The organism is Paenarthrobacter sp. 2TAF44 (assembly GCF_052114885.1).
Taxonomy (GTDB): Bacteria; Actinomycetota; Actinomycetes; order Actinomycetales; family Micrococcaceae; genus Arthrobacter.
This window is the reverse complement of the sequence record NZ_JBFRFP010000022.1, coordinates 70,456-88,285: the sequence shown is the minus strand read 5'-3', so window position 1 is coordinate 88,285 and position 17,830 is coordinate 70,456. Positions and strand designations below refer to the sequence as shown.

At 58.6% G+C, this 17,830-nt stretch carries 16 protein-coding genes; 8 read left to right on the top strand and 8 right to left on the bottom strand.

Annotated features, from left to right (window positions below; all coding sequences use genetic code 11):
* Nucleotides 1-316: 316 nt before the first annotated feature.
* The 5 genes from AB4Z15_RS19385 to AB4Z15_RS19365 form a co-directional block, all read right to left on the bottom strand.
* Nucleotides 317-922 (bottom strand): TetR/AcrR family transcriptional regulator, encoded by a 606-nt coding sequence (locus AB4Z15_RS19385; RefSeq protein WP_442018562.1) that lies wholly within the window; start codon nucleotides 920-922, stop codon nucleotides 317-319.
* A gap of 1,218 nt (nucleotides 923-2,140) precedes the next feature.
* Nucleotides 2,141-2,968 (bottom strand): ABC transporter ATP-binding protein, encoded by an 828-nt coding sequence (locus AB4Z15_RS19380; protein WP_223932763.1) that lies wholly within the window; start codon nucleotides 2,966-2,968, stop codon nucleotides 2,141-2,143.
* Nucleotides 2,952-3,899 (bottom strand): ABC transporter permease, encoded by a 948-nt coding sequence (locus tag AB4Z15_RS19375; RefSeq protein ID WP_179018264.1) that lies wholly within the window; start codon nucleotides 3,897-3,899, stop codon nucleotides 2,952-2,954. The genes AB4Z15_RS19380 and AB4Z15_RS19375 overlap by 17 nt, the downstream gene beginning before the upstream one ends.
* A gap of 12 nt (nucleotides 3,900-3,911) precedes the next feature.
* Nucleotides 3,912-4,898, bottom strand: a complete 987-nt coding sequence (locus AB4Z15_RS19370; protein WP_442018561.1) for an ABC transporter substrate-binding protein — start codon at nucleotides 4,896-4,898, stop codon at nucleotides 3,912-3,914.
* 43 nt (nucleotides 4,899-4,941) lie between these two features.
* Nucleotides 4,942-6,264 carry an aminotransferase family protein gene (locus tag AB4Z15_RS19365; protein ID WP_442018560.1) on the bottom strand — a complete coding sequence of 441 codons (1,323 nt, stop codon included), beginning with the start codon at nucleotides 6,262-6,264 and terminating at the stop codon, nucleotides 4,942-4,944.
* A gap of 200 nt (nucleotides 6,265-6,464) precedes the next feature.
* On the opposite strand from AB4Z15_RS19365, the gene AB4Z15_RS19360 reads away from it, so the two are divergent.
* The gene (locus tag AB4Z15_RS19360; protein WP_442018559.1) at nucleotides 6,465-7,187 is read left to right on the top strand and encodes a FadR/GntR family transcriptional regulator; all 723 of its coding nucleotides are present in this window, start codon (nucleotides 6,465-6,467) and stop codon (nucleotides 7,185-7,187) included.
* A gap of 100 nt (nucleotides 7,188-7,287) precedes the next feature.
* Here AB4Z15_RS19360 and AB4Z15_RS19355 read toward each other — a convergent pair whose 3' ends face one another.
* Together AB4Z15_RS19355 and AB4Z15_RS19350 are read right to left on the bottom strand one after the other, a co-directional pair.
* A complete protein-coding gene (locus AB4Z15_RS19355) occupies nucleotides 7,288-8,253 on the bottom strand; it encodes an electron transfer flavoprotein subunit alpha/FixB family protein (protein WP_442018558.1) in 966 nt (321 codons plus the stop codon).
* Nucleotides 8,254-8,267: 14 nt separating this feature from the next.
* Nucleotides 8,268-9,047, bottom strand: coding sequence for an electron transfer flavoprotein subunit beta/FixA family protein (locus tag AB4Z15_RS19350; RefSeq protein WP_442018557.1), 780 nt, complete (start codon nucleotides 9,045-9,047; stop codon nucleotides 8,268-8,270).
* A 145-nt stretch (nucleotides 9,048-9,192) separates the two neighbouring features.
* Between AB4Z15_RS19350 and AB4Z15_RS19345 the strand changes: the two genes are divergently transcribed.
* Genes AB4Z15_RS19345 through AB4Z15_RS19325 form a run of 5 tightly spaced genes read left to right on the top strand, consistent with a single transcriptional unit; the run spans nucleotide 9,193 to nucleotide 13,063 of the window.
* Complete coding sequence (locus AB4Z15_RS19345; protein WP_179018270.1) at nucleotides 9,193-9,438, top strand: lipoyl domain-containing protein; 246 nt, start codon at nucleotides 9,193-9,195, stop codon at nucleotides 9,436-9,438.
* Complete coding sequence (locus AB4Z15_RS19340) at nucleotides 9,435-10,412, top strand: thiamine pyrophosphate-dependent dehydrogenase E1 component subunit alpha (protein ID WP_442018556.1); 978 nt, start codon at nucleotides 9,435-9,437, stop codon at nucleotides 10,410-10,412. The genes AB4Z15_RS19345 and AB4Z15_RS19340 overlap by 4 nt, the downstream gene beginning before the upstream one ends.
* Nucleotides 10,413-10,417: 5 nt before the next feature.
* The gene (locus AB4Z15_RS19335; protein ID WP_442018565.1) at nucleotides 10,418-11,431 is read left to right on the top strand and encodes an alpha-ketoacid dehydrogenase subunit beta; all 1,014 of its coding nucleotides are present in this window, start codon (nucleotides 10,418-10,420) and stop codon (nucleotides 11,429-11,431) included.
* Nucleotides 11,432-11,436: 5 nt separating this feature from the next.
* Nucleotides 11,437-12,093, top strand: coding sequence for a 2-oxo acid dehydrogenase subunit E2 (locus AB4Z15_RS19330; protein WP_223937578.1), 657 nt, complete (start codon nucleotides 11,437-11,439; stop codon nucleotides 12,091-12,093).
* Between the two features lie 34 nt (nucleotides 12,094-12,127).
* Nucleotides 12,128-13,063 (top strand): cytochrome b/b6 domain-containing protein, encoded by a 936-nt coding sequence (locus AB4Z15_RS19325; RefSeq protein ID WP_442018555.1) that lies wholly within the window; start codon nucleotides 12,128-12,130, stop codon nucleotides 13,061-13,063.
* Nucleotides 13,064-13,081: 18 nt separating this feature from the next.
* Here the strand turns inward: AB4Z15_RS19325 and AB4Z15_RS19320 are convergent, their stop codons facing one another.
* Complete coding sequence (locus tag AB4Z15_RS19320; RefSeq protein ID WP_223932771.1) at nucleotides 13,082-13,786, bottom strand: FadR/GntR family transcriptional regulator; 705 nt, start codon at nucleotides 13,784-13,786, stop codon at nucleotides 13,082-13,084.
* Between the two features lie 245 nt (nucleotides 13,787-14,031).
* Between AB4Z15_RS19320 and AB4Z15_RS19315 the strand changes: the two genes are divergently transcribed.
* Both AB4Z15_RS19315 and AB4Z15_RS19310 read left to right on the top strand, forming a co-directional pair.
* Nucleotides 14,032-15,642, top strand: coding sequence for a carboxyl transferase domain-containing protein (locus tag AB4Z15_RS19315; RefSeq protein WP_442018554.1), 1,611 nt, complete (start codon nucleotides 14,032-14,034; stop codon nucleotides 15,640-15,642).
* A 7-nt stretch (nucleotides 15,643-15,649) separates the two neighbouring features.
* Nucleotides 15,650-17,815: an acetyl/propionyl/methylcrotonyl-CoA carboxylase subunit alpha gene (locus tag AB4Z15_RS19310; protein WP_442018553.1), complete on the top strand. Its 2,166-nt coding sequence runs from the start codon at nucleotides 15,650-15,652 to the stop codon at nucleotides 17,813-17,815.
* Nucleotides 17,816-17,830 lie beyond the last annotated feature (15 nt).

Here is a 17,830-nt window from a genome sequence, read left to right as displayed (position 1 = left end):
TCCCGGACACGGTCAGCAGGGCAGCCATTGAGGAGATCAGCCGAAACGCGACCACGTTCTTCGCGGATCTCTCACCCGAACCGGTTCGTCACAGCATGCACCACGAGAGCGTTACGGTCAGTAGAGTACCGATCGTTGACCTGGACCCGGCGCATTGTGACCATCGCAGGACTATCAGGCCACGGCTTCAAATTTGCACCCGCCGTGGGTGTAGCTCGGGGCGAGGCTCGTGACCGGCGTCAACCGTACCCTGTAGAATTCCAGCTTGGCCGGGCACCCTCATCTGCAGAGCTTGCCCTCCACCAAGTACTGGACCTTACTGAGCATGAGCTGGGGCAATCTCGCGGGCAAAGAATTCTCCGAGCATCTGTTCGAAGACGCTGGACGGATAATGATCAGGCATGAGGACGGCCAAGGCCTGAGCCCCGGAAATTAGCGTTAATAGCATCTTGGCAAGGGAAGTCGTATCCGCTCCGTGGGGAATATCCCCAGAATCCCGCGCGTCTTCCAGCAATTTGACAAACAGGTCGTTGACGGCGGTCAGGCCAGTGGCATTAACGGCAGAGAATCGTTCGGAGGAGGCGCACCGCTCCCAGAATGGGAGCAAGACCCGCGCCTCCAACCGGGCCTCGTCCCCTATTGGCATCATTTCACTTGCCAGCACCCAGAGCGCCTGGACTCCTGTCCGGGAACCGACCGTTCTTTCGAAGCGGTCTTGAGTCATCTTAAAAACGTGTTCGTAGCTGGCGATCAGGACATCGTTCTTTGACGGGAAGTAGTAGTTGACGGCGCCATAAGCGAGGCCCATCTCTGCCGCCAGGTCGCGCATGGTCGTACCTTCGAAACCATTCCGCGCGATGAGCCGCCAGACGCTTTCGATAATTTCCCTGCGACGCAAAGCGTGGTCTACTAGCTTCGGCATGGGTGTTCCTTCCGCCGGGTGCCATCTACCCACTTAGCTTACGCGAGGCCACAGGAGGATACGCTCAAACACGCTTACAGCCGGCCGCGTGGCACGGACCAACAACACCAGGCTCGTCGTGGCACCGCAAGCAGAAAAGCACGGTAGACCTGTCCTTCAAGAAGTCCAAGGCACGGCAGAGGCCGAGGGGCAATCCTACGAGGACCAGCTGGCGAAACCACCGAGCGACAGCGACAAGCTGAGCTTCGTTGGCTTAGCCGTCTGTCAGGAGCCTCAAGCCCTAGAGCCCATTGAAAGTGTGATTGCGCTCAGAATGCTTTGCCCGGGTTCGTTCAGGGTGCAAGGCCCTGCTGGCACTTCACAACAACCTATTTCCCTTGGATAGCATGTGTGGCTTTAGGTGCTTGGGCGACCTGTGCAGCGAGTCAGTTCATGCGGGAAGTCCAGATCGACTCAACCAGGCTACCCAGGCCCCGTGCGGCACCTGGCACCGCTCAAAGGGCGTATTGTGCGCGACTTTGCGCACGACCACAGAATGAAGCCTAAGCTGGTCCGGTCTGATTGCGCCCAGTCGCGGGTAGGTCATAGAGGGGGTGGTACGCAGGCAGTGTCCCGAAGGATGGTTGCTGGAGCATCCGCCAGGTGGTCGGTTCGCTTTTTGCTGGAGGCATCAAGGTGCCCTCGCTCAGAAACATCGTGCGCTGGCCTTCTGCATTGGGGCTCCACCACCCTGTCATAGGGCAATGTTCACCGGTCCGGGCCCAATGATTACTGCGCTTCTTCATTTCAGTGCTCCTTTCTCGTCCGGGATTTGAGGCTGAGCGGCGTTTACGCAGACCCAAACTTCGTAGTCCTCGGCCTTTTCAAACATCTGTCGAGTGCAGGTGCCGTCTGCGGTCAGCCACATAACTTCCGAATCTGGAGTGGCCTCTTCGATGAAACCTCGTCGCACAACGTTGTCTCGACGTCTTACCTCCACGAAGTGACCTCGTAGGTGGGACCAGCCGTCATATCTGTACATCTCGATCATGAGTACTACCTGCTGTTAGGGCTGAAAATCATGTGGCTTGCGGTGGCGAGCTCTCCGGGTGGGGCACAGCGTACGGCTCGAGGGCCTTTGGCGTGGTGGGCGCAGCCTCTGCATGAGCCCTGCGCCCACCACCTGCGTTCACCTGGTTGGCGGTTTAGTCGTGAACGGAAAACGGAGACGTTATCCGTTCACGATGCGGTCAGCATCGTTTCGTCAGGCAGGGACTCCCCCGCGTGGGCTGCGAACTGGGCGGAGATTTGCTGGACGCTCTGGCGCTGCATTTCGTCCTTGTTCAGATCCATGACTATGGTTCCGGCATGCAGCATGAGCAGCCGGTCGGCGTGTTTGAGCGCGTGCGCCATGTCGTGAGTGACCATGAGAGCTGTTGTTCCAGACTCTTTTACGATGCGCTCAGTGACTTCCTTGATTCGTTGGGCACTGTTGGGGTCGAGAGCCGCCGTGTGTTCATCGAGGAGCATTACAGCCGGTGAGCCGAGGGCGGCGATGGCAAGGGCGATCGCTTGCCTTTGGCCTCCGGAGAGGCTCTCTGAGGTCGCATGAAGCCGGTTTTCAAGGCCCATGCCCAGCATCTCGATCTGCCTCACGGCCAGCTCTCGAACTGCCTTGTTTCTGGCAGGAGTCAGCCTGTATCTCTGACGGGTGCCAGAGAGGGCCATGGCGAAGTTTTCCTCGACGGTTAGCGATGAAATCATGTTGTCTTGCGGATTCTGACGCACACGGCGAACTAGGGGAACCCGCTTCCAGGAAGGGAGGAAAGTTATGTCTTTTCCCCGGACTGAGATCCGTCCTGAGTCTGGCAGAACTGTTCCCGAGACCATGTTCAGAAGGGTGGATTTACCTGCACCGTTGGAGCCGACGACGGCGACTGTGGTTCCTTTCTCGATGGTCAGAGAGAAATTTGTGATGACCTTGTTGACTTCTTTGCCAAGTCCCTTGAATTGCTTGGCAAGATGGACGATCTCCAGGTCGGGGGCTGAGTTAGAAGAAACTAGCAACACGGTCCTCCTCGTAGAATTTGACGCGTGACATTTGGAGATTGTTTCGTCCGCGTTTGGATGTAAGTCCGGTGAGCATGTTGCCGTTGTTCCGCAACCACACGACGAGCACAACAAGTGCTGCTGTGATCAGCTGAACAAGGTTTGGATTGATGCCCAGTTGGATCGCGTAAACCACAACGAGCCGGTAGATGAAGACCCCCAGGATGAGTCCGATAAGGACAAGGGTAGTCTTGTTGGTGCGGACAAGGCTGAGCCCAACCATCATTCCTGCGAGTCCGATGACGATGATTCCGTTTTGTATGGTGACGTCCATGAAGCCTTGATTTTGGACGATCAAGGCACCCGAGACGCCGGCGAGCCCGTTGCCGATCGCCAAACCGACGACCTGCCTGGATTCAGTTCGGATGCCCAAACCTCGGGCCGTCTGAATACTCTGGCCTGAGGCGATCAAGGAGACACCATACTGTGTGCGGAGGAAGACCAGAATTGCAGCGCTCAGAAGGATCGTGATGGCAGAGCCGGCGAGTATCGTCGACATCTGGGGGGTCAGCCCCAGACTCTGGAACCAGGAGAAGACGCTCTTTTTGCCCATCAGAGAGAGATTTCCGCTGCCCATGATGACGAGCGCCACCGAATATGCGGCCGCCGAGACCAGGATGCTTGCCAGCAGGACGTTAAGTCGAAGCCACAAGTGCATCGCAGCGGTCACGAGGCCTGTAAGAGCCCCTGCAATCATTGCGACCAGGATTGCGACGAGCGGGTTCGCTCCATTAATCGCCAGGACGGCTCCCGTCGCTCCGCCGATGCCAAACGATCCTTGCATCGTAAAGTCGGGCAGGCTTAGGACACCCATGGTGATGTAGATACCTAGGACGAGCGGGATGTATAGCAGCCCCACCTGGACTGCGATAGTGATTGATTCAAGCACAGAATTTCCGTTCTACTTCTTCTTCAAGAGCTGGTCTTTAAGCGAGTCAGGCAGAGTAAGACCGAAGGTCGAGAGTTTGTCGGTGGCGATGTCGAAGCCTCCGACGTGGGGGATGACAACCGGGGTGGTTGCCGGGTCCTTCCCATCCAAGATGCCCAGCATCAGCTTGGCGCCCTCGGTGCCTACGTCGACGTAGTTGTAACCGGAGGCCAGCACTGCCCCCGCGTCGACGGCCGACGTTGTCCCGCCGAAGACCGGGATCTTGGCATCGTCTGTAACTGCAGTGATTCCCGCGGCGGCACTGATGGTGGTTGTATCGCCCGGGATCATGACTGCATCAACGCGGCCTACGAGACTTTGAGCCGCCTGGGTAACGTCGGCTCCGGTCGTAATGGTGGATGTGATGTTCTTGAGACCCAATGAATCCATGTGTTTCTGCGCGGCTTTCGCCAGTGTGTCTCCCGCAGGGTCACCCGTCTTCCAGATCAGACCGATGGTCTTTATGGACGGATCCAGTTTGATCATGGCGTCGATATCGGGAGCTGGGTCAAGGACGTCGGCCACGCCCGTGACGTGCCTTCCCGGCGCATCCATGGATGCCACGAGGCCGGCTTCCACCGGGGTGGACGAAGCCAGGAACACGACCGGGATTCCGTTGGAAGCGTTGGCCTGCAGCTGCGCTGCTGCAGTTCCTACTCCCCCGATGACATCGCAACCGCTGCTGATGAATTTCTGAGCAATGCTCTGCTCGGTGGCCGGGTCCGCGTTGGGGTTCTCGATGACGACTTTGAGTCCTTTAGCCTTGGCGTCAGCCAAGCCGGTCTCCAGCCCGGCCATGATGTCCGTGATCGCTGTAGCCGTCGCATACTGGTCGATGCAGACGGTTTTGCCCGAATACGGATTTGAGCTCTCTGCCGGTGACGGACTTGAGCAGCCAGAGAGTGCTAAAACGGACACGCCGAAAAGGCCGGCGAGAGCCGAAGGCTTGATAATGCGCATAGTGAGTCCTTACTGGGATGTTGGGGAAAAGGAAGGCAGGGAACTAAGCGAGACCTTCTTCTTGGGCGATCTGCATGATTGCAGCGGAGAGGGCGGCTACGGCTTCGTCGACGTGTTCCCTGGTGAAAATAAATGACGGGCAGACGCCAATCCGTTCGGGGTCCGTGGGAAGACTGGGTGCCCCGAAACCCGGGTTGATGAGCACTCCCCGGTCGCGGGTTGCTTTGCCGATCCTTGCTCCGATTCGCTTCGCTGCGGCAAAAGGAGTGCGTGTTGATTTGTCGGCAACCAGCTCAATACCTGTGAGCATCCCCAGTCCGGAGATTTCTCCGACGATCGGGCTCTCTGCCAAGGCCAGCCGGAGCGAATTCAGGAGGTATCGACCTGTCTCCGCGGAACGTTCGACCAGCTGGTGCTCGTTGAGGTAGGTCAGCACAGCTAGGCCAACCGCGCACGAAAGGGGGTTGCCGCTGTATGTGTAGCCATGGTCGAAAAGTCCCGATCCTTCTGAGACTGCATCGTAGATACCGTCAGTTGTGATGACACCACCCAAGGGGGTGTAACCGCTGGAGACGCCCTTGCCGAAGATGATCATGTCCGGTGTCACATTCCAGTGATCAATCGCGAAGTTCTTGCCGGTGCGGCCAATGCCGCACAAAACCTCGTCGGCTATGAAGAGAACGTCGTACTTGTCGCAGATCTCCCTGACACGCTTGAAGTAGCCCTCGGGAGGTATCCGAGCAAGGTCGGCTGAGCCCACCACAGGCTCAGCTATGAAAGCTGCTATCTCATCGGGTCCTTCGTTGAGAATCGCAGCCTCGAGTTCCTCGGCTGCTGCCAGGTCATAAGCTGGCGAAATGTGCGGGAAGTTACTGAGATACGGGGTGTACTCCAGCCGTCGCGCCGTGTAACCGGAGGCAGCAAGGGCCCCCAGAGTGTTGCCGTGAAAGCTCTTCCATCGGCTGATGATTTTCCACTTGGAGGGCTGGCCGATTTCGACAAAGTAATGACGGGCCAGCTTGATGGCAGTCTCTGTCGCCTCAGCTCCCCCCGATGTGAAGCGAACGTGGTTGAGGTCCCCGGGGGCCATGTTGGCAAGAACTCCGGCCAACTCCTCCTGTGGTGCGCTGGTAAATCCGCCGCAGAAGGTTACCAGGGCGGCCTGCTTCTGCATGGCGTCAAGGACCTCTTGTACGCCGTAGCCAATGTTGACAACGACGTTGAGGCCCGAAGATGCGTCTAGGAGGCGATTTCCAGCCTCGTCCCAGATATGCACGCCTTTAGCACGCTCTACCCGGACGGGAACGTTGGTGACATCACGGTGGAAGACTCTGGTGTCCTCGTGAGTCATCGTTGCGGGGTCCACTCGAAAACCTCCTGATTGTGTCCTAGCCCACTAAGGGCCGATGAAACCCAGTCTAACCCTGGTGTTACCAATTTGTGGTCGGTATCACCAATTTTTTAAATTGGTGGACCGCGGTTGCTATGATTGGGGTAGATTCGACCGATCATCCAAGAACTGGAGCTGCCCGCGGAGTGCGGGCCGACTGGAGAGCTGAAGGGTTTATGTCACAACTGGTAGAACCGGCCTTGGAGCCGGCGAAAGATCCTTTTGACGCACTTGCTCAGGAAGACCCGCTCGTTGCTGCGCTCTCGGACATTGTTAAGAGCCTCAAGCCTGGCGATAAATTGCCGACGGAACGCGAACTCACCAAGCAGCTGGCCGTTGGTAGAACCGCGTTGCGTGACCGGCTGGGGGTCCTTGAGGGCTTGGGCATACTGGAACGCCGGCCCGGCTCGGGCACTTATGTGCAGGAGTTCAATCCGGCCTCCGTATCGATGGCCCTGAATTTGGGCATCAGTTCCGCCCAACTCCCGCTCAAGGCGCTGGAGTCGGTACGCATTGCGCTGGAGCGACAGGCGGCGATGGAGGCTGCGACGAGTGCTGACCCGGTGCTTGTCGCCTATATGCATCGCGCTTTGGACCTTATGGCGTCAGCGCAAGATCAGGCAACGAGGGATGAGGCTGATAGGCAATTCCACCAGGCGCTGCTCCGGTCCGCCTCCAATCCCGCCTTGACCTTCTTCGCGGACGCCATAGCTGGCGTTCTTACTCAAGATGTCAAGACGCGCTCCAGCCAGGCACTTGCCGGAGAAGGTTCCCACAGCTCCACTGAGTTTTTTGTGGATGCACATCGTGAAATCCACGAAGCTATTCTCGCCCGGGACCCAGAGCGAGCGATGGCAGCGGTAAACCATCATTTCATTCGCTTGGAGCCGGCCCGCTAGCATCGCGACAGCCGTGACCGGAAAGCTGGCCGGTGCATCCAGGTTCGTTGTCCATCCGGCAGACTTCGAGGGGTGAAGCCTGCCGGATGGCGTTGTCTTTTCAGCGGCGGGAATTGATGGTCTCGATCAGCTTCGGAACCACGGAAAAGACATCTCCAACAACACCGAAATCAGCAATATCGAAGATGGGCGCATCCGGATCCGAGTTGATGGCTACGATCGTCTTCGCGGTTTGCATGCCTGCCCGATGTTGGATCGCTCCGGAAATTCCCAGCGCCACGTACAGGTCTGGGGTGACACTGACTCCGGTTTGGCCCACTTGTGAGTCACGGCCGACAAAACCAGCGTCAATTGCTGCCCGGGAAGCGCCAATGGCAGCTCCGAGTGCATCAGCAAGCTGCTCGACGAGCAAGAAATTCTCTTTGGAGGCCAGACCTCGGCCACCTGAGACGACTTTTGTCGCAGCACGCAGTTCCGGGCGACTGGAAACTGTCATTGCAGAGGAGCCATCGATGACCACTGATTTACTCTTTTCGCAGAGTACTGTTGCCGTGGTCATGGCAGGAGTAGCCGGCCTTGCCTGAGTTTCGATTGCTCCTTCTCGGAGCGTGATTACCGGTAGGCCATCGGCAACCATGGACTCAACCGCGTAGGATCCTCCGAAAACAGAGTGCGTGGCAATTATGGTTCCGTCCGTGAGCCGCAGGTCGACCGCATCGGCGATCAGTCCGCCCTTTGTGCGGATTGTGAGACGGCCGGCGAGTTCCCGCCCTCCCGGAGTAGCGGTCAAAAGAACGGCTAAAGGCTCAAAGTGTTCCACTGCCAGGTGCAGCGCCTCCAACTGAGGGGCCAAAAGGAGAGATTCGGCGTCCTCGCAGTAAGCCGCGAATACGTGTTCGGCTCCGAGGTTGCCCAGCTCCGCGACGACACTGTCCTCTATGGGTCTTGAAGCGACCAGAACGGCCACCGGCGAGCCTAGCTGCGAAGCCGCAGCGAGGACCTCCCGGGTGCTCCTGGTGAGTTTTCCTTCGGGAGAAGTGTCAACTGACACTAGTACGTTGGGCATCGTCGCTTCCTCTTTCAAATGAGTTTGCTGGAGATAAGAAATTCGGCCAGATCGTTGGCGGCCGCGCCATCATCGACGATCTTTTTACCGGCAGTCCTGGCCGGCTTGGCGTTGGTGGAAACGACAACGGATTGGCCGCTCCCGTTACGGTCCGATGCGACCAGGCCCAAGTCAGCGAGGGAAAGGTTTGTGATGGATTTCCGCTTGCCCGACAGGATGCCCTTAAAGTTTGGAAAGCGTACTTCAGGTGAGCGTTCTGTGACTGTCACGAGGGCCGGCAGTGTCGTATGCAGTTTCATGACTGTTCCATCTCCGTGGCGTTGACCGCTGACAAGATGTGCCGAGACTTCCACATCGTCGACGAAGCCGAGCAAAGGCAGGCCCAGGTACTCGGCAATCATGGCCGGCACCGCTCCGGTCCAGCCGTCTGTGGACTGGCTTCCGGCGATTACGAGGTCAAATGTGGAGTCGCGCAGAGCAGTTGAGATGACCTGGGAAGTCCAGACTGAGTCAGCTCCGTTAAGTCCGTCGTCGCAGACATGAATGGCTGAATCCGCTCCTGTGGACAGGCACTTGCGCAGTGCCGCGTTAGCCTGCCGCGGCCCGACCGACATCGCTACAACTTCAGTTTTTTTGTCAGCGTCCTTAAATCGCAGAGCCATTTCGAGCGCCCGCTCGCTTATCTCGTCGACGACGCAACTGTCCGGACTTCGTTCAATGCGGCCGGTGGCCATATCGAGCGATCGTTCGTCGGAGGTATCCGGAACTTGCTTGATGAGCACGATGATCTTCAATGAACACTCCTTCGTGTATGGCCCGCGATGGCGTCGAGACGAGGCCCTTGACAGAAAGCTCACGTCTCGTAGAGTGGTGATACCAATTCGTCAGGCGGTGGTACCACTCTACACGCGGCGACTTCGAACGGAAAGGACGTGTCACATGAGTGCTCAGGTGTCTATTAATGACCTAGGCGACGGAGTTGAAGAGGCTGTATTCGCTGCTTGGCTGAAGGAGGTCGGAGACTCCGTCGCTGTCGGTGAAGCAATCGCCGAGGTCATGACCGACAAGGTCAACCTCGAAATCGAGTCAACCGTGGCCGGCGTGCTTGCGAGCCAGGATTGTGAGCCCGAGGACACTGTCCGCCTTGGCCAGGTCATCGGCTTGATTGATGTGCAGGCATCATGAGCTTTGACCACGGAACACCAGAGGGCCGAATGAACCTGTGGCGGGCGATGGTCCGGGGTCGTGCTTTCGATCAAGCCATGTGCCGGCACAACAACCATTGGCATGAGGCCCGCGGCGAAGAAGCGGTCTTCATCGGAGGTTTCGCCCAACTTGAAGCAGACGATATCGTCGCACCTCACTTCCGCGGTGCTTGCGCCGTTAGCCTCATGCGTGGCAGTGATCCGGCCGAGCTGGCTGCCGGGGTCTTCGGCACGGATGGTAGCAATTCGGGGGGAAACTGGCGCGGGGACATCTGCCCCACTCCCAGTGAGCGCTTTATCGGGATGTTCTCTGGTTCGCTCGGAACCACCGTCGCGTACGCAACCGGAGCCGCGCTCCATCTGCAGCAGCGACATCTGAATAACGTCGCCGTCTGTGCCTTCGGAGACGGCACCGCCAACGCAGGCATTGTGGCTGAGTCAATGAATCTTGCATCCATGCTGCAGCTGCCGCTGGTTCTCATTTGCCAAAACAACCAGTACGCCACCTCTCTTCCGGCGACCACTGCGATTGCCGGGGGGACAGTATCCGACCGGGCGAAGGCTTTGGGACTTGAGGTCGTTGACGTTGACGGCAACGATCTCGAGGCAGTGATAAGTGCCCGCGCCACAGCGGTCGCGCGGGCACGCGAGGGCGGAGGTCCTACTTTGATCCACGCGCTCACCTACCGGATGGGAGGGCACTACATGAATGATCCGGAGACATATCGAACAAGAGACGAAGTGGCCGCTTGGGAGAAGCTGGATCCCATCACTCGCTTCGAGCAGAAGCTGATTGTTGCTGGCGAATTAGGGGCCGACGAAGCTGCCTCGGAGACGCTGTCCCTGATGGCGGAAATGAATGACATTGTTGCGGCGGCCAAAGATGCTCCGCCGACAGAGAACTTGGTACTGAACCCGTCGGCCTATGCCGAGGACTGGAGAATCGCATCGTGACCAGGATGACCATCAGTGAAGCCATCGTTGCGGCGATCGGCAATGCAATGGACACAGACGATTCTGTGTACCTTCTGGGGCAAGACATTGGGATCTTCGAGGGTCCAATGCAGTCAACAAAGGGGTTGTGGGAACGGTTCGGTCCCGCCGGCCGACTCATTGATGCGCCCATCTCTGAGGCGTCCATGGTTGGCAGTGCTGTGGGGGCAGCAATGGCCGGCAGCCGCCCCATTATCGACCTCATGTTTGCTGAATTCCTCGCCCTCACCATGACGCCGCTGGCTCTTGAAGGCGCCTCGGTGGCTTATCGCACCCGGTCCGGGGTTACCGTTCCCCTTGTCGTGAGGGCGAAATTTGGGATTGGGCCGCACCGCGGCCATGCCGAGTCGTGCATTGGCATGCTGATGGGCTTTCCCGGCTTGAAGATCGTCATCCCGACCACTCCACAGGATGCCTACTCTCTGATGCGCGCAGCTATTCAAGATGACAATCCGGTCGTCTTCCTCGAACACATGAGTCTGCTCCACGGTGCACGGGCAGAGGTGGACACACAGCTGAGCATCGAAATAGGAACAGCAAGCATACGGCGGCCCGGGAATGACGTCACTGTCGTAGCCTCAGGCTTGATGGTCTCCCGCGCACTTCGAGCTGCCAAGGCTTTAGCGGCCGAAGGCATCGACGTTGAGCTTATTGATACCCGGTCGATGGCCCCTTTGGATATTTCCACCATTCTGAAGTCGGTGCAACGAACAGGCCGCCTGGTCATAGCCGAAGAGTCCTGGCCCGTCGCGGGTCCGGCGTCCGAAATTTGCGCACAACTGATCCGTGCGGTGGACGGTCTCCCAAGTTTCACTGTCGACTTCGTGGAGCCACCCCACACCCCCGTTCCCTTCGCGGCACAGTTGGAAGCGGCTTTCGTTCCTAGCATCGAAAACATCGCGGCCGCGGTCAGTAAGGCACACGGAAGGAAGGCGATCGCCAGGTCCACTGCCGTTCCCGCAGAGGGAGGCGCAGCGTGACCGATATGAGTACGACGACGGCTCCCGGGGAACGTCGCATTAAAATTTCGGGGATCCGCAAAATCATTTCAGACCGCATGGTCCTGTCACACACACAAATCCCGGGTGTCCACGTTGTCGAGGAATGTGACGTCACTGAGGTTGATCTCAGCAGGATCGTGGCCATCACCTGCTCGTCAATCGGACAACTTTCTGCCACGTACCCCTACTTCAACGCCCATGTCGTGGACTCGGAAATTGTCTGCTTCGACGAGTGCAACGTGGCCATAGCCGTAGATACCCCACGCGGCCTCATGGTCCCGGTGATTCGCAACGTAGGAAACCGAAAAGTCGACGATATCCAGGAAGAGATTCGACGGCTGGCTGCACTCGCACGCGACGGCAAGCTCACTCCAGCTGACATGACCGGGGCAACAGTCACGCTCACCAGCCCCGGGAAACGAGGCGGGGTCTTGGCGACTCCGCTCATCAGCCATCCTCAGACTGCAATTATTGGGGTCCACCGGGCTGTCCAACGCCCTGTGGTCCGTGACGGTGCAGTGGTTGTTCGGACACTCTCGAACGTCACCGTAACGTTCGACCATCGTGTAATTGATGGAGCCACCGCAGGAGACTACACCTTGGAACTCTGTCGACTCATTGAATCCTCGGGAATCCGCTAACTGCCGCGGTTCACGGAAGTACGGAGAATCTGTCATGTCCACTAAGTCCAAAGCCCCACCCACAGCCAGGCGACGCTGGGTTCACATAACAGGCAAGGTTGCGCTGGCTCTCGGCATCCTGCTTGTATTCGTTCTGTTGGGACGGTGGCTCCGCGAGATGAGCCCGATACAAGATTTCATCGCGGCTTATCCCGGTGAGTCGCACCAGCCCGAAGGAACGCAACCAGGTATTCCGGCGTGGGTGGGATGGCAGCACTTCCTCAACTCTTTGCTGATCGTACTGATCATCCGATCAGGGTGGCTTGTTCGAACTCGAAGCAAACCGCCTGCGTACTGGACACCCAAGAGACTGATTTGGTCGAAGAAGTCCCAGAAGGGGCTCGCAAAGATCAGCCTGGACCTTTGGTTTCATCTCTCCCTTGATGCGCTCTGGGTACTCAACGGTGCCGTGTTTTTCGTTCTCATCTTCGCGACGGGGCACTGGATGCGGCTTGTACCCACGGGGTGGGACGTCGTGCCCAACGCGGCGTCAGCTGCCCTGCAGTACATTTCTCTAAATTGGCCTGTGGAGAACGGCTGGAACAACTACAACTCGCTGCAACTGTTGGCGTACTTCACAACAGTTTTCGTTGCTGCACCTCTATCCATAGTGACAGGCCTACGAATGTCCCCGGCCTGGACAAAGGCCCCCGCCATATTGAGTCGCATTCTCCCCATGGAGATCTGCCGCAAGGTGCATCTTTGGGTGATGTTCTATCTGGTTTCGTTCATTGCTGTTCACGTGACTCTGGTTTTGGCCACGGGTACGCTGCGAAACCTAAACCATATGTACGCCGCGCAGGACGGTGAAAGCTGGGTTGGTTTCTGGATTTTCTCCGCTTCCCTGGCCGCTATGGTCGCCGCGTGGGGATTGGCGCGACCTCTGTTCCTGCGCCCGGTGGCCGCTATGACAGGGTCGGTCACCCGTTAGAAGCTGGCCAGGAATGCTTCAACTGATGCGAAGGGCGTCGAAATGGTCATCGATTGCCTGCATCGCCGCAGAAGGATCACCGGCAACGATTGCGTCATGGATCCTCTGATGGTGCTCGACCAACAAGGTTTGGACGGAGTCAGTGAGTCTCGTGCTGTTTAGACGCGCGCTGCGGTATGCGAGGTCTTGGGCGAAGACATCAGAGAGTGCTTCAGCAAAGAAGGACAGTGCGGGATTCCCTGCCGCCCTAAGAAGGGACTGGTGGAATGCGAGGTCGGCATCCATGACGTCTGCTCGGACATCTGTGGATGCCATCGTGTTAATGGCGCGCTGCATATAAGCAACGAGGACGGGATCCGATGATGTAGCCGCTTCACGGCCCGCTTGCCGCTCTAGCGCGATCCGGACGGATTCAAGAGCAGATACCGGAAGGTGCGACGAAGCAATGGCCAAGTTCAGAGCCAGTGCCAGAGCATCTGGGTTTAGAGTCTCAACAAATGTTCCCGACCCGGTACGGCGCCGCAGGATTCCCAAACCCTCGAGCACCCCCAAACGGTCGCGTAACGCCGTCCTACTCACTCCCAGTTCAAGGGCAAGGTCGCGTTCACTAGGAAGTCGATCGCCAGGACGCAGTTCCCTAATGAGCCGCGCGAGAGCTGCAGAGACTGGGTCGTTCGCGAAGACGCTGGCGAGGGAGTGGACTTCCCCATCATGTATTGTCATCGGCCCTTACCTCATTCACCTCTTGGCGGACCCTCCGATTCTATAGGTAGCCACTTCAGAGCTCTTGACACCGGCTCCACAACTCGTAGAGTGGTAGTACCAATTTATAAAGCGGTGATACCGAAGTAGTTGAGTATCAGTCGCCCCTCACAGCATCTCTCCGGAAAGCACTCCAGTGGCTTTCGAAAAGACGTGAAGGAAGCCCCCATTTGGGGCAAGAAACCTATGTGGAATGGAAGATGTGCATGCATGCCTTGCAAAGCTCAGCAGATTTCGTCGATGCAACATATGCCACAAATCATGCTGCACAACGGGATCTCGTAGCCACGCTCCGGTCCAAGTTGGCCACGGCGGCCCTCGGCGGCCCAGCCAAGTCGCGTGAGCGGCACATCTCCCGCGGGAAACTGCTGCCGAGGGAACGCATCGACTACTTGCTCGATGACGGCAGCCCGTTCCTTGAGATTGCGCCTCTGGCTGCGAATGGCATGTACAACGATGATTCGCCAGGTGCCGGGGTTATCGCAGGTATTGGCCTGGTCCATGGTCGCCATGTTCTGGTGATCTCCAATGACGCCACCGTCAAGGGCGGTACCTACTATCCCATGACCGTGAAGAAGCACCTCCGGGCTCAGGAAATCGCCTTGGAGAACAAGCTTCCCTGCATCTACCTCGTGGACTCCGGCGGAGCTTTCCTGCCGAAGCAGGACGAGGTTTTCCCGGATAAAGAGCACTTCGGCCGGATCTTCTTCAATCAGGCCAAAATGTCCGCAGCCAAGATCCCGCAGATCGCCTCTGTCATGGGATCGTGCACGGCCGGCGGCGCCTATGTACCGGCCATGAGTGACGAGACAGTCATCGTCAGAAACCAGGGCACCATCTTCCTGGGCGGCCCGCCCCTGGTGAAGGCCGCCATCGGTGAGATCGTCACTGCAGAGGAACTGGGTGGCGGCGACGTCCACTCCAGGGTTTCCGGTGTGACGGACCACCTGGCGGAGAACGACCAGCACGCCCTGGAGATCGTCCGGGACATTGTGGCGACGTTGCCGAAGCCGGCGCAGCCGGCATGGGACGTGTCCGACGTCGTCCTGCCGCCCGTCGTCGACCCTTCAGAGATCTACGGTGTGGTTCCCACGGATGTCAACGCCCAGTACGACGTCCGCGAAGTCATTGCCAGGCTGGTTGACGGATCCGAATTCCACGAGTTCAAAAAGAACTACGGCACCACCCTGGTGACCGGCTTCGCGCACCTGCACGGCCACCCCGTGGGCATCGTGGCCAACAACGGCGTCCTCTTCAGCGAATCGTCGCTCAAAGGCGCCCACTTCATCGAGCTCTGCGATCAACGCGGCATCCCCCTGATCTTCCTGCAGAACCTCTCCGGCTTCATGGTGGGCAAAGACGTCGAACAAGGCGGCATCGCCAAGAACGGCGCAAAAATGGTCACCGCCGTAGCTACGGCACGCGTGCCGAAACTGACTGTAGTGATCGGTGGTTCCTTCGGGGCCGGCAACTACTCCATGTGCGGGCGGGCGTACTCGCCGCGGTTTATGTGGATGTGGCCAGCCGCCCGTATTTCTGTGATGGGCGGAAACCAGGCCTCCAGCGTCCTCGCCACGGTCAAAAGGGACCAGTACGAGGCGGCCGGCCAGGAATGGTCCACCGAGGACGAGGAAGCCTTCAAAGCCCCCATCAAACAGCAATACGAAGACCAGGGCAGCCCCTACTACTCCACCGCGCGCCTGTGGGACGACGGCATCATCGATCCCGCTGACACACGGCGCGTCCTGGGCATGGCCCTGGACGTCGTCTCCCGCCAACAACTGCCGGAGACCTCCTTCGGTCTCTTCAGAATGTGAGCCCACAATGACTCATCCCTCACTCACCTCTTCCGCTCACAATCCCACCGGCATCGGCTCAACTAGACCCCTATTCGAAACTGTGCTCATTGCCAACCGTGGTGAGATAGCCTGCCGCATCATCCGGACCCTGCGGTCCTTGGGCATCCAGTCAGTGGCTGTGTATAGCGATGCTGACTCCCATGCCCGGCATGTGCAAGAGGCAGATCGAGCGGTGCGGATCGGCCCCGCCTCTGTCACTGAGAGCTACCTGAACATTGGCGCCGTAATCCGAGCCTGCCGGGAATCCGGCGCCGACGCTGTGCACCCTGGGTATGGATTCCTCAGCGAAAACGTCGACTTCGCCCGTGAACTTCAAGCGGCCGGCATCGCCTTCATTGGTCCCGGAGTCGAATCGCTAAACGTCATGGGCGACAAAATCCGTTCCAAGAATCATGTTGCCGGTTACGGCGTTCCAGTCGTCCCAGGCATCGCGCAGCCCGGTATGACAGACGGACAACTCATCGACGAAGCAGCTGCTGTCGGATTTCCGCTGCTGATCAAGCCCTCCGCGGGTGGTGGCGGCAAAGGCATGCACGTTGTCGAAGATCCAGCGGACCTGCCGGCTACCCTGGCTACTGCCCGCCGCGTCGCAGCCAGTGCTTTCGGTGATGACACTCTCTTCCTTGAGCGGCTGGTCCGCACTCCCAGGCACATCGAGGTCCAAATCCTGGCCGACAATCACGGCAACGTGATCCATCTAGGTGAACGCGAATGTTCGCTGCAGCGCCGCCATCAGAAAGTCATCGAAGAAGCCCCCTCGCCGCTGCTTGGAGGACTTCACGATGGGGAAGCCGTCCGCGCTCGGATCGGGGAAGCGGCCTGCCAAGCGGCGCGCAGCGTCGACTACAGCGGTGCAGGTACTGTCGAATTTATCGTCTCCAATGATGCTCCGGACGAGTTCTTCTTCATGGAGATGAACACCCGGCTGCAGGTGGAACACCCCGTCACGGAAATGGTCACCGGAGTGGACCTCGTCGAATGGCAGGTAAGGATCGCCGCCGGTGAAGAACTTACTTTGTCGCAATCCGATGTCGAACTCAAGGGTCACGCCGTCGAGGCCCGGATCTACGCGGAAAACCCCGAGCAGAACTTCTTACCGTCAACCGGCACGGTTCAGCTCTTACACGAACCGGCAACTTGGACGGCAGCCGGGGCAGAGGCGAAAGGTGAAGTGCGGATCGATTCAGCCCTGCTGCCCGGCCTTGAAATATCACCCCATTACGACCCGATGATCTCCAAAGTAATCGCCTGGGGCGAGGACCGTGAGTCGGCGCTCGATACCCTCGATGACGCACTCTCGGGCTACAGGCTACTTGGCGTCGAGACCAATGTGGAGTATCTGCGCCTGCTGATCAACGACGCCGAGGTCCGGGCAGGAAAGCTCGATACGGAACTAATCGAACGCAAGATGCCGGGGTTCTCCTTCAGGGCAGCTGCCGACAGAGAATTTGTGGCGACAGCCCTGTACCTGGTCGCGATGGACGCCGGCCGACCGGCGTTGGAAGCCGACGTTTGGACCCAGCCCACAGGCTGGCGCTTGGGAGAGCACGCGCCACGGCGCATTAGTCTAAGTGCTTCCAGTGGTGAGGTGAGGACTGTGTCAGTCACCCACGGGGACTGCATCGGCAGCGAGTTCGAGGTAAGCGTGGACAACGGTCCGCCGCATACCGCTACTCTCTCCCAGCTGGGCGACGATGCCATTTTGCTGAGCTACAACGGCGAGGTCCGTAAGTACTCCATCGCTACCATCACCAACAGCTCGTACCAACAACAAGTAATCAACTACCCGACTGCGTTGTATCTGGGCGAACACGGCTGGGCCTGCCGCATGGATATTCTGACGCGTCAGGCCCGCCTCGACCGGATGCTAGGAAGCATCCAACGAGCGGAGGGCACGGTAGACCCCGAAGTCCGGTCCCCCATGCCGGGAACTGTCGTATCTGTAGCAGTCAGTACCGGCGAAGAAGTCGTTGCCGGCCAAGTCCTCCTCTCCGTGGAAGCCATGAAGATGGAACATCAACTACTGGCCCCGCAAGACGGAACCGTCCAAATAAACGCGCACACCGGTGCACTGGTCAGGGCGAACCAGATTTTGGCGACGGTCCGCGGTCCACAAGCCGTTGACTCTTAGAACTTCACACCGGAT

Coding starts and splice junctions, on each gene's coding strand:
- AB4Z15_RS19385 (WP_442018562.1), bottom strand. CDS start 922: ATGCCGAAGCTAGTAGACCACGCTTTGCGTCGCAGGGAAATTATCGAA.
- AB4Z15_RS19370 (WP_442018561.1), bottom strand. CDS start 4,898: ATGCGCATTATCAAGCCTTCGGCTCTCGCCGGCCTTTTCGGCGTGTCC.
- AB4Z15_RS19360 (WP_442018559.1), top strand. CDS start 6,465: ATGTCACAACTGGTAGAACCGGCCTTGGAGCCGGCGAAAGATCCTTTT.
- AB4Z15_RS19355 (WP_442018558.1), bottom strand. CDS start 8,253: ATGCCCAACGTACTAGTGTCAGTTGACACTTCTCCCGAAGGAAAACTC.
- AB4Z15_RS19345 (WP_179018270.1), top strand. CDS start 9,193: ATGAGTGCTCAGGTGTCTATTAATGACCTAGGCGACGGAGTTGAAGAG.
- AB4Z15_RS19340 (WP_442018556.1), top strand. CDS start 9,435: ATGAGCTTTGACCACGGAACACCAGAGGGCCGAATGAACCTGTGGCGG.
- AB4Z15_RS19335 (WP_442018565.1), top strand. CDS start 10,418: ATGACCATCAGTGAAGCCATCGTTGCGGCGATCGGCAATGCAATGGAC.
- AB4Z15_RS19330 (WP_223937578.1), top strand. CDS start 11,437: ATGAGTACGACGACGGCTCCCGGGGAACGTCGCATTAAAATTTCGGGG.
- AB4Z15_RS19325 (WP_442018555.1), top strand. CDS start 12,128: ATGTCCACTAAGTCCAAAGCCCCACCCACAGCCAGGCGACGCTGGGTT.
- AB4Z15_RS19320 (WP_223932771.1), bottom strand. CDS start 13,786: ATGACAATACATGATGGGGAAGTCCACTCCCTCGCCAGCGTCTTCGCG.
- AB4Z15_RS19315 (WP_442018554.1), top strand. CDS start 14,032: ATGCATGCCTTGCAAAGCTCAGCAGATTTCGTCGATGCAACATATGCC.
- AB4Z15_RS19310 (WP_442018553.1), top strand. CDS start 15,650: ATGACTCATCCCTCACTCACCTCTTCCGCTCACAATCCCACCGGCATC.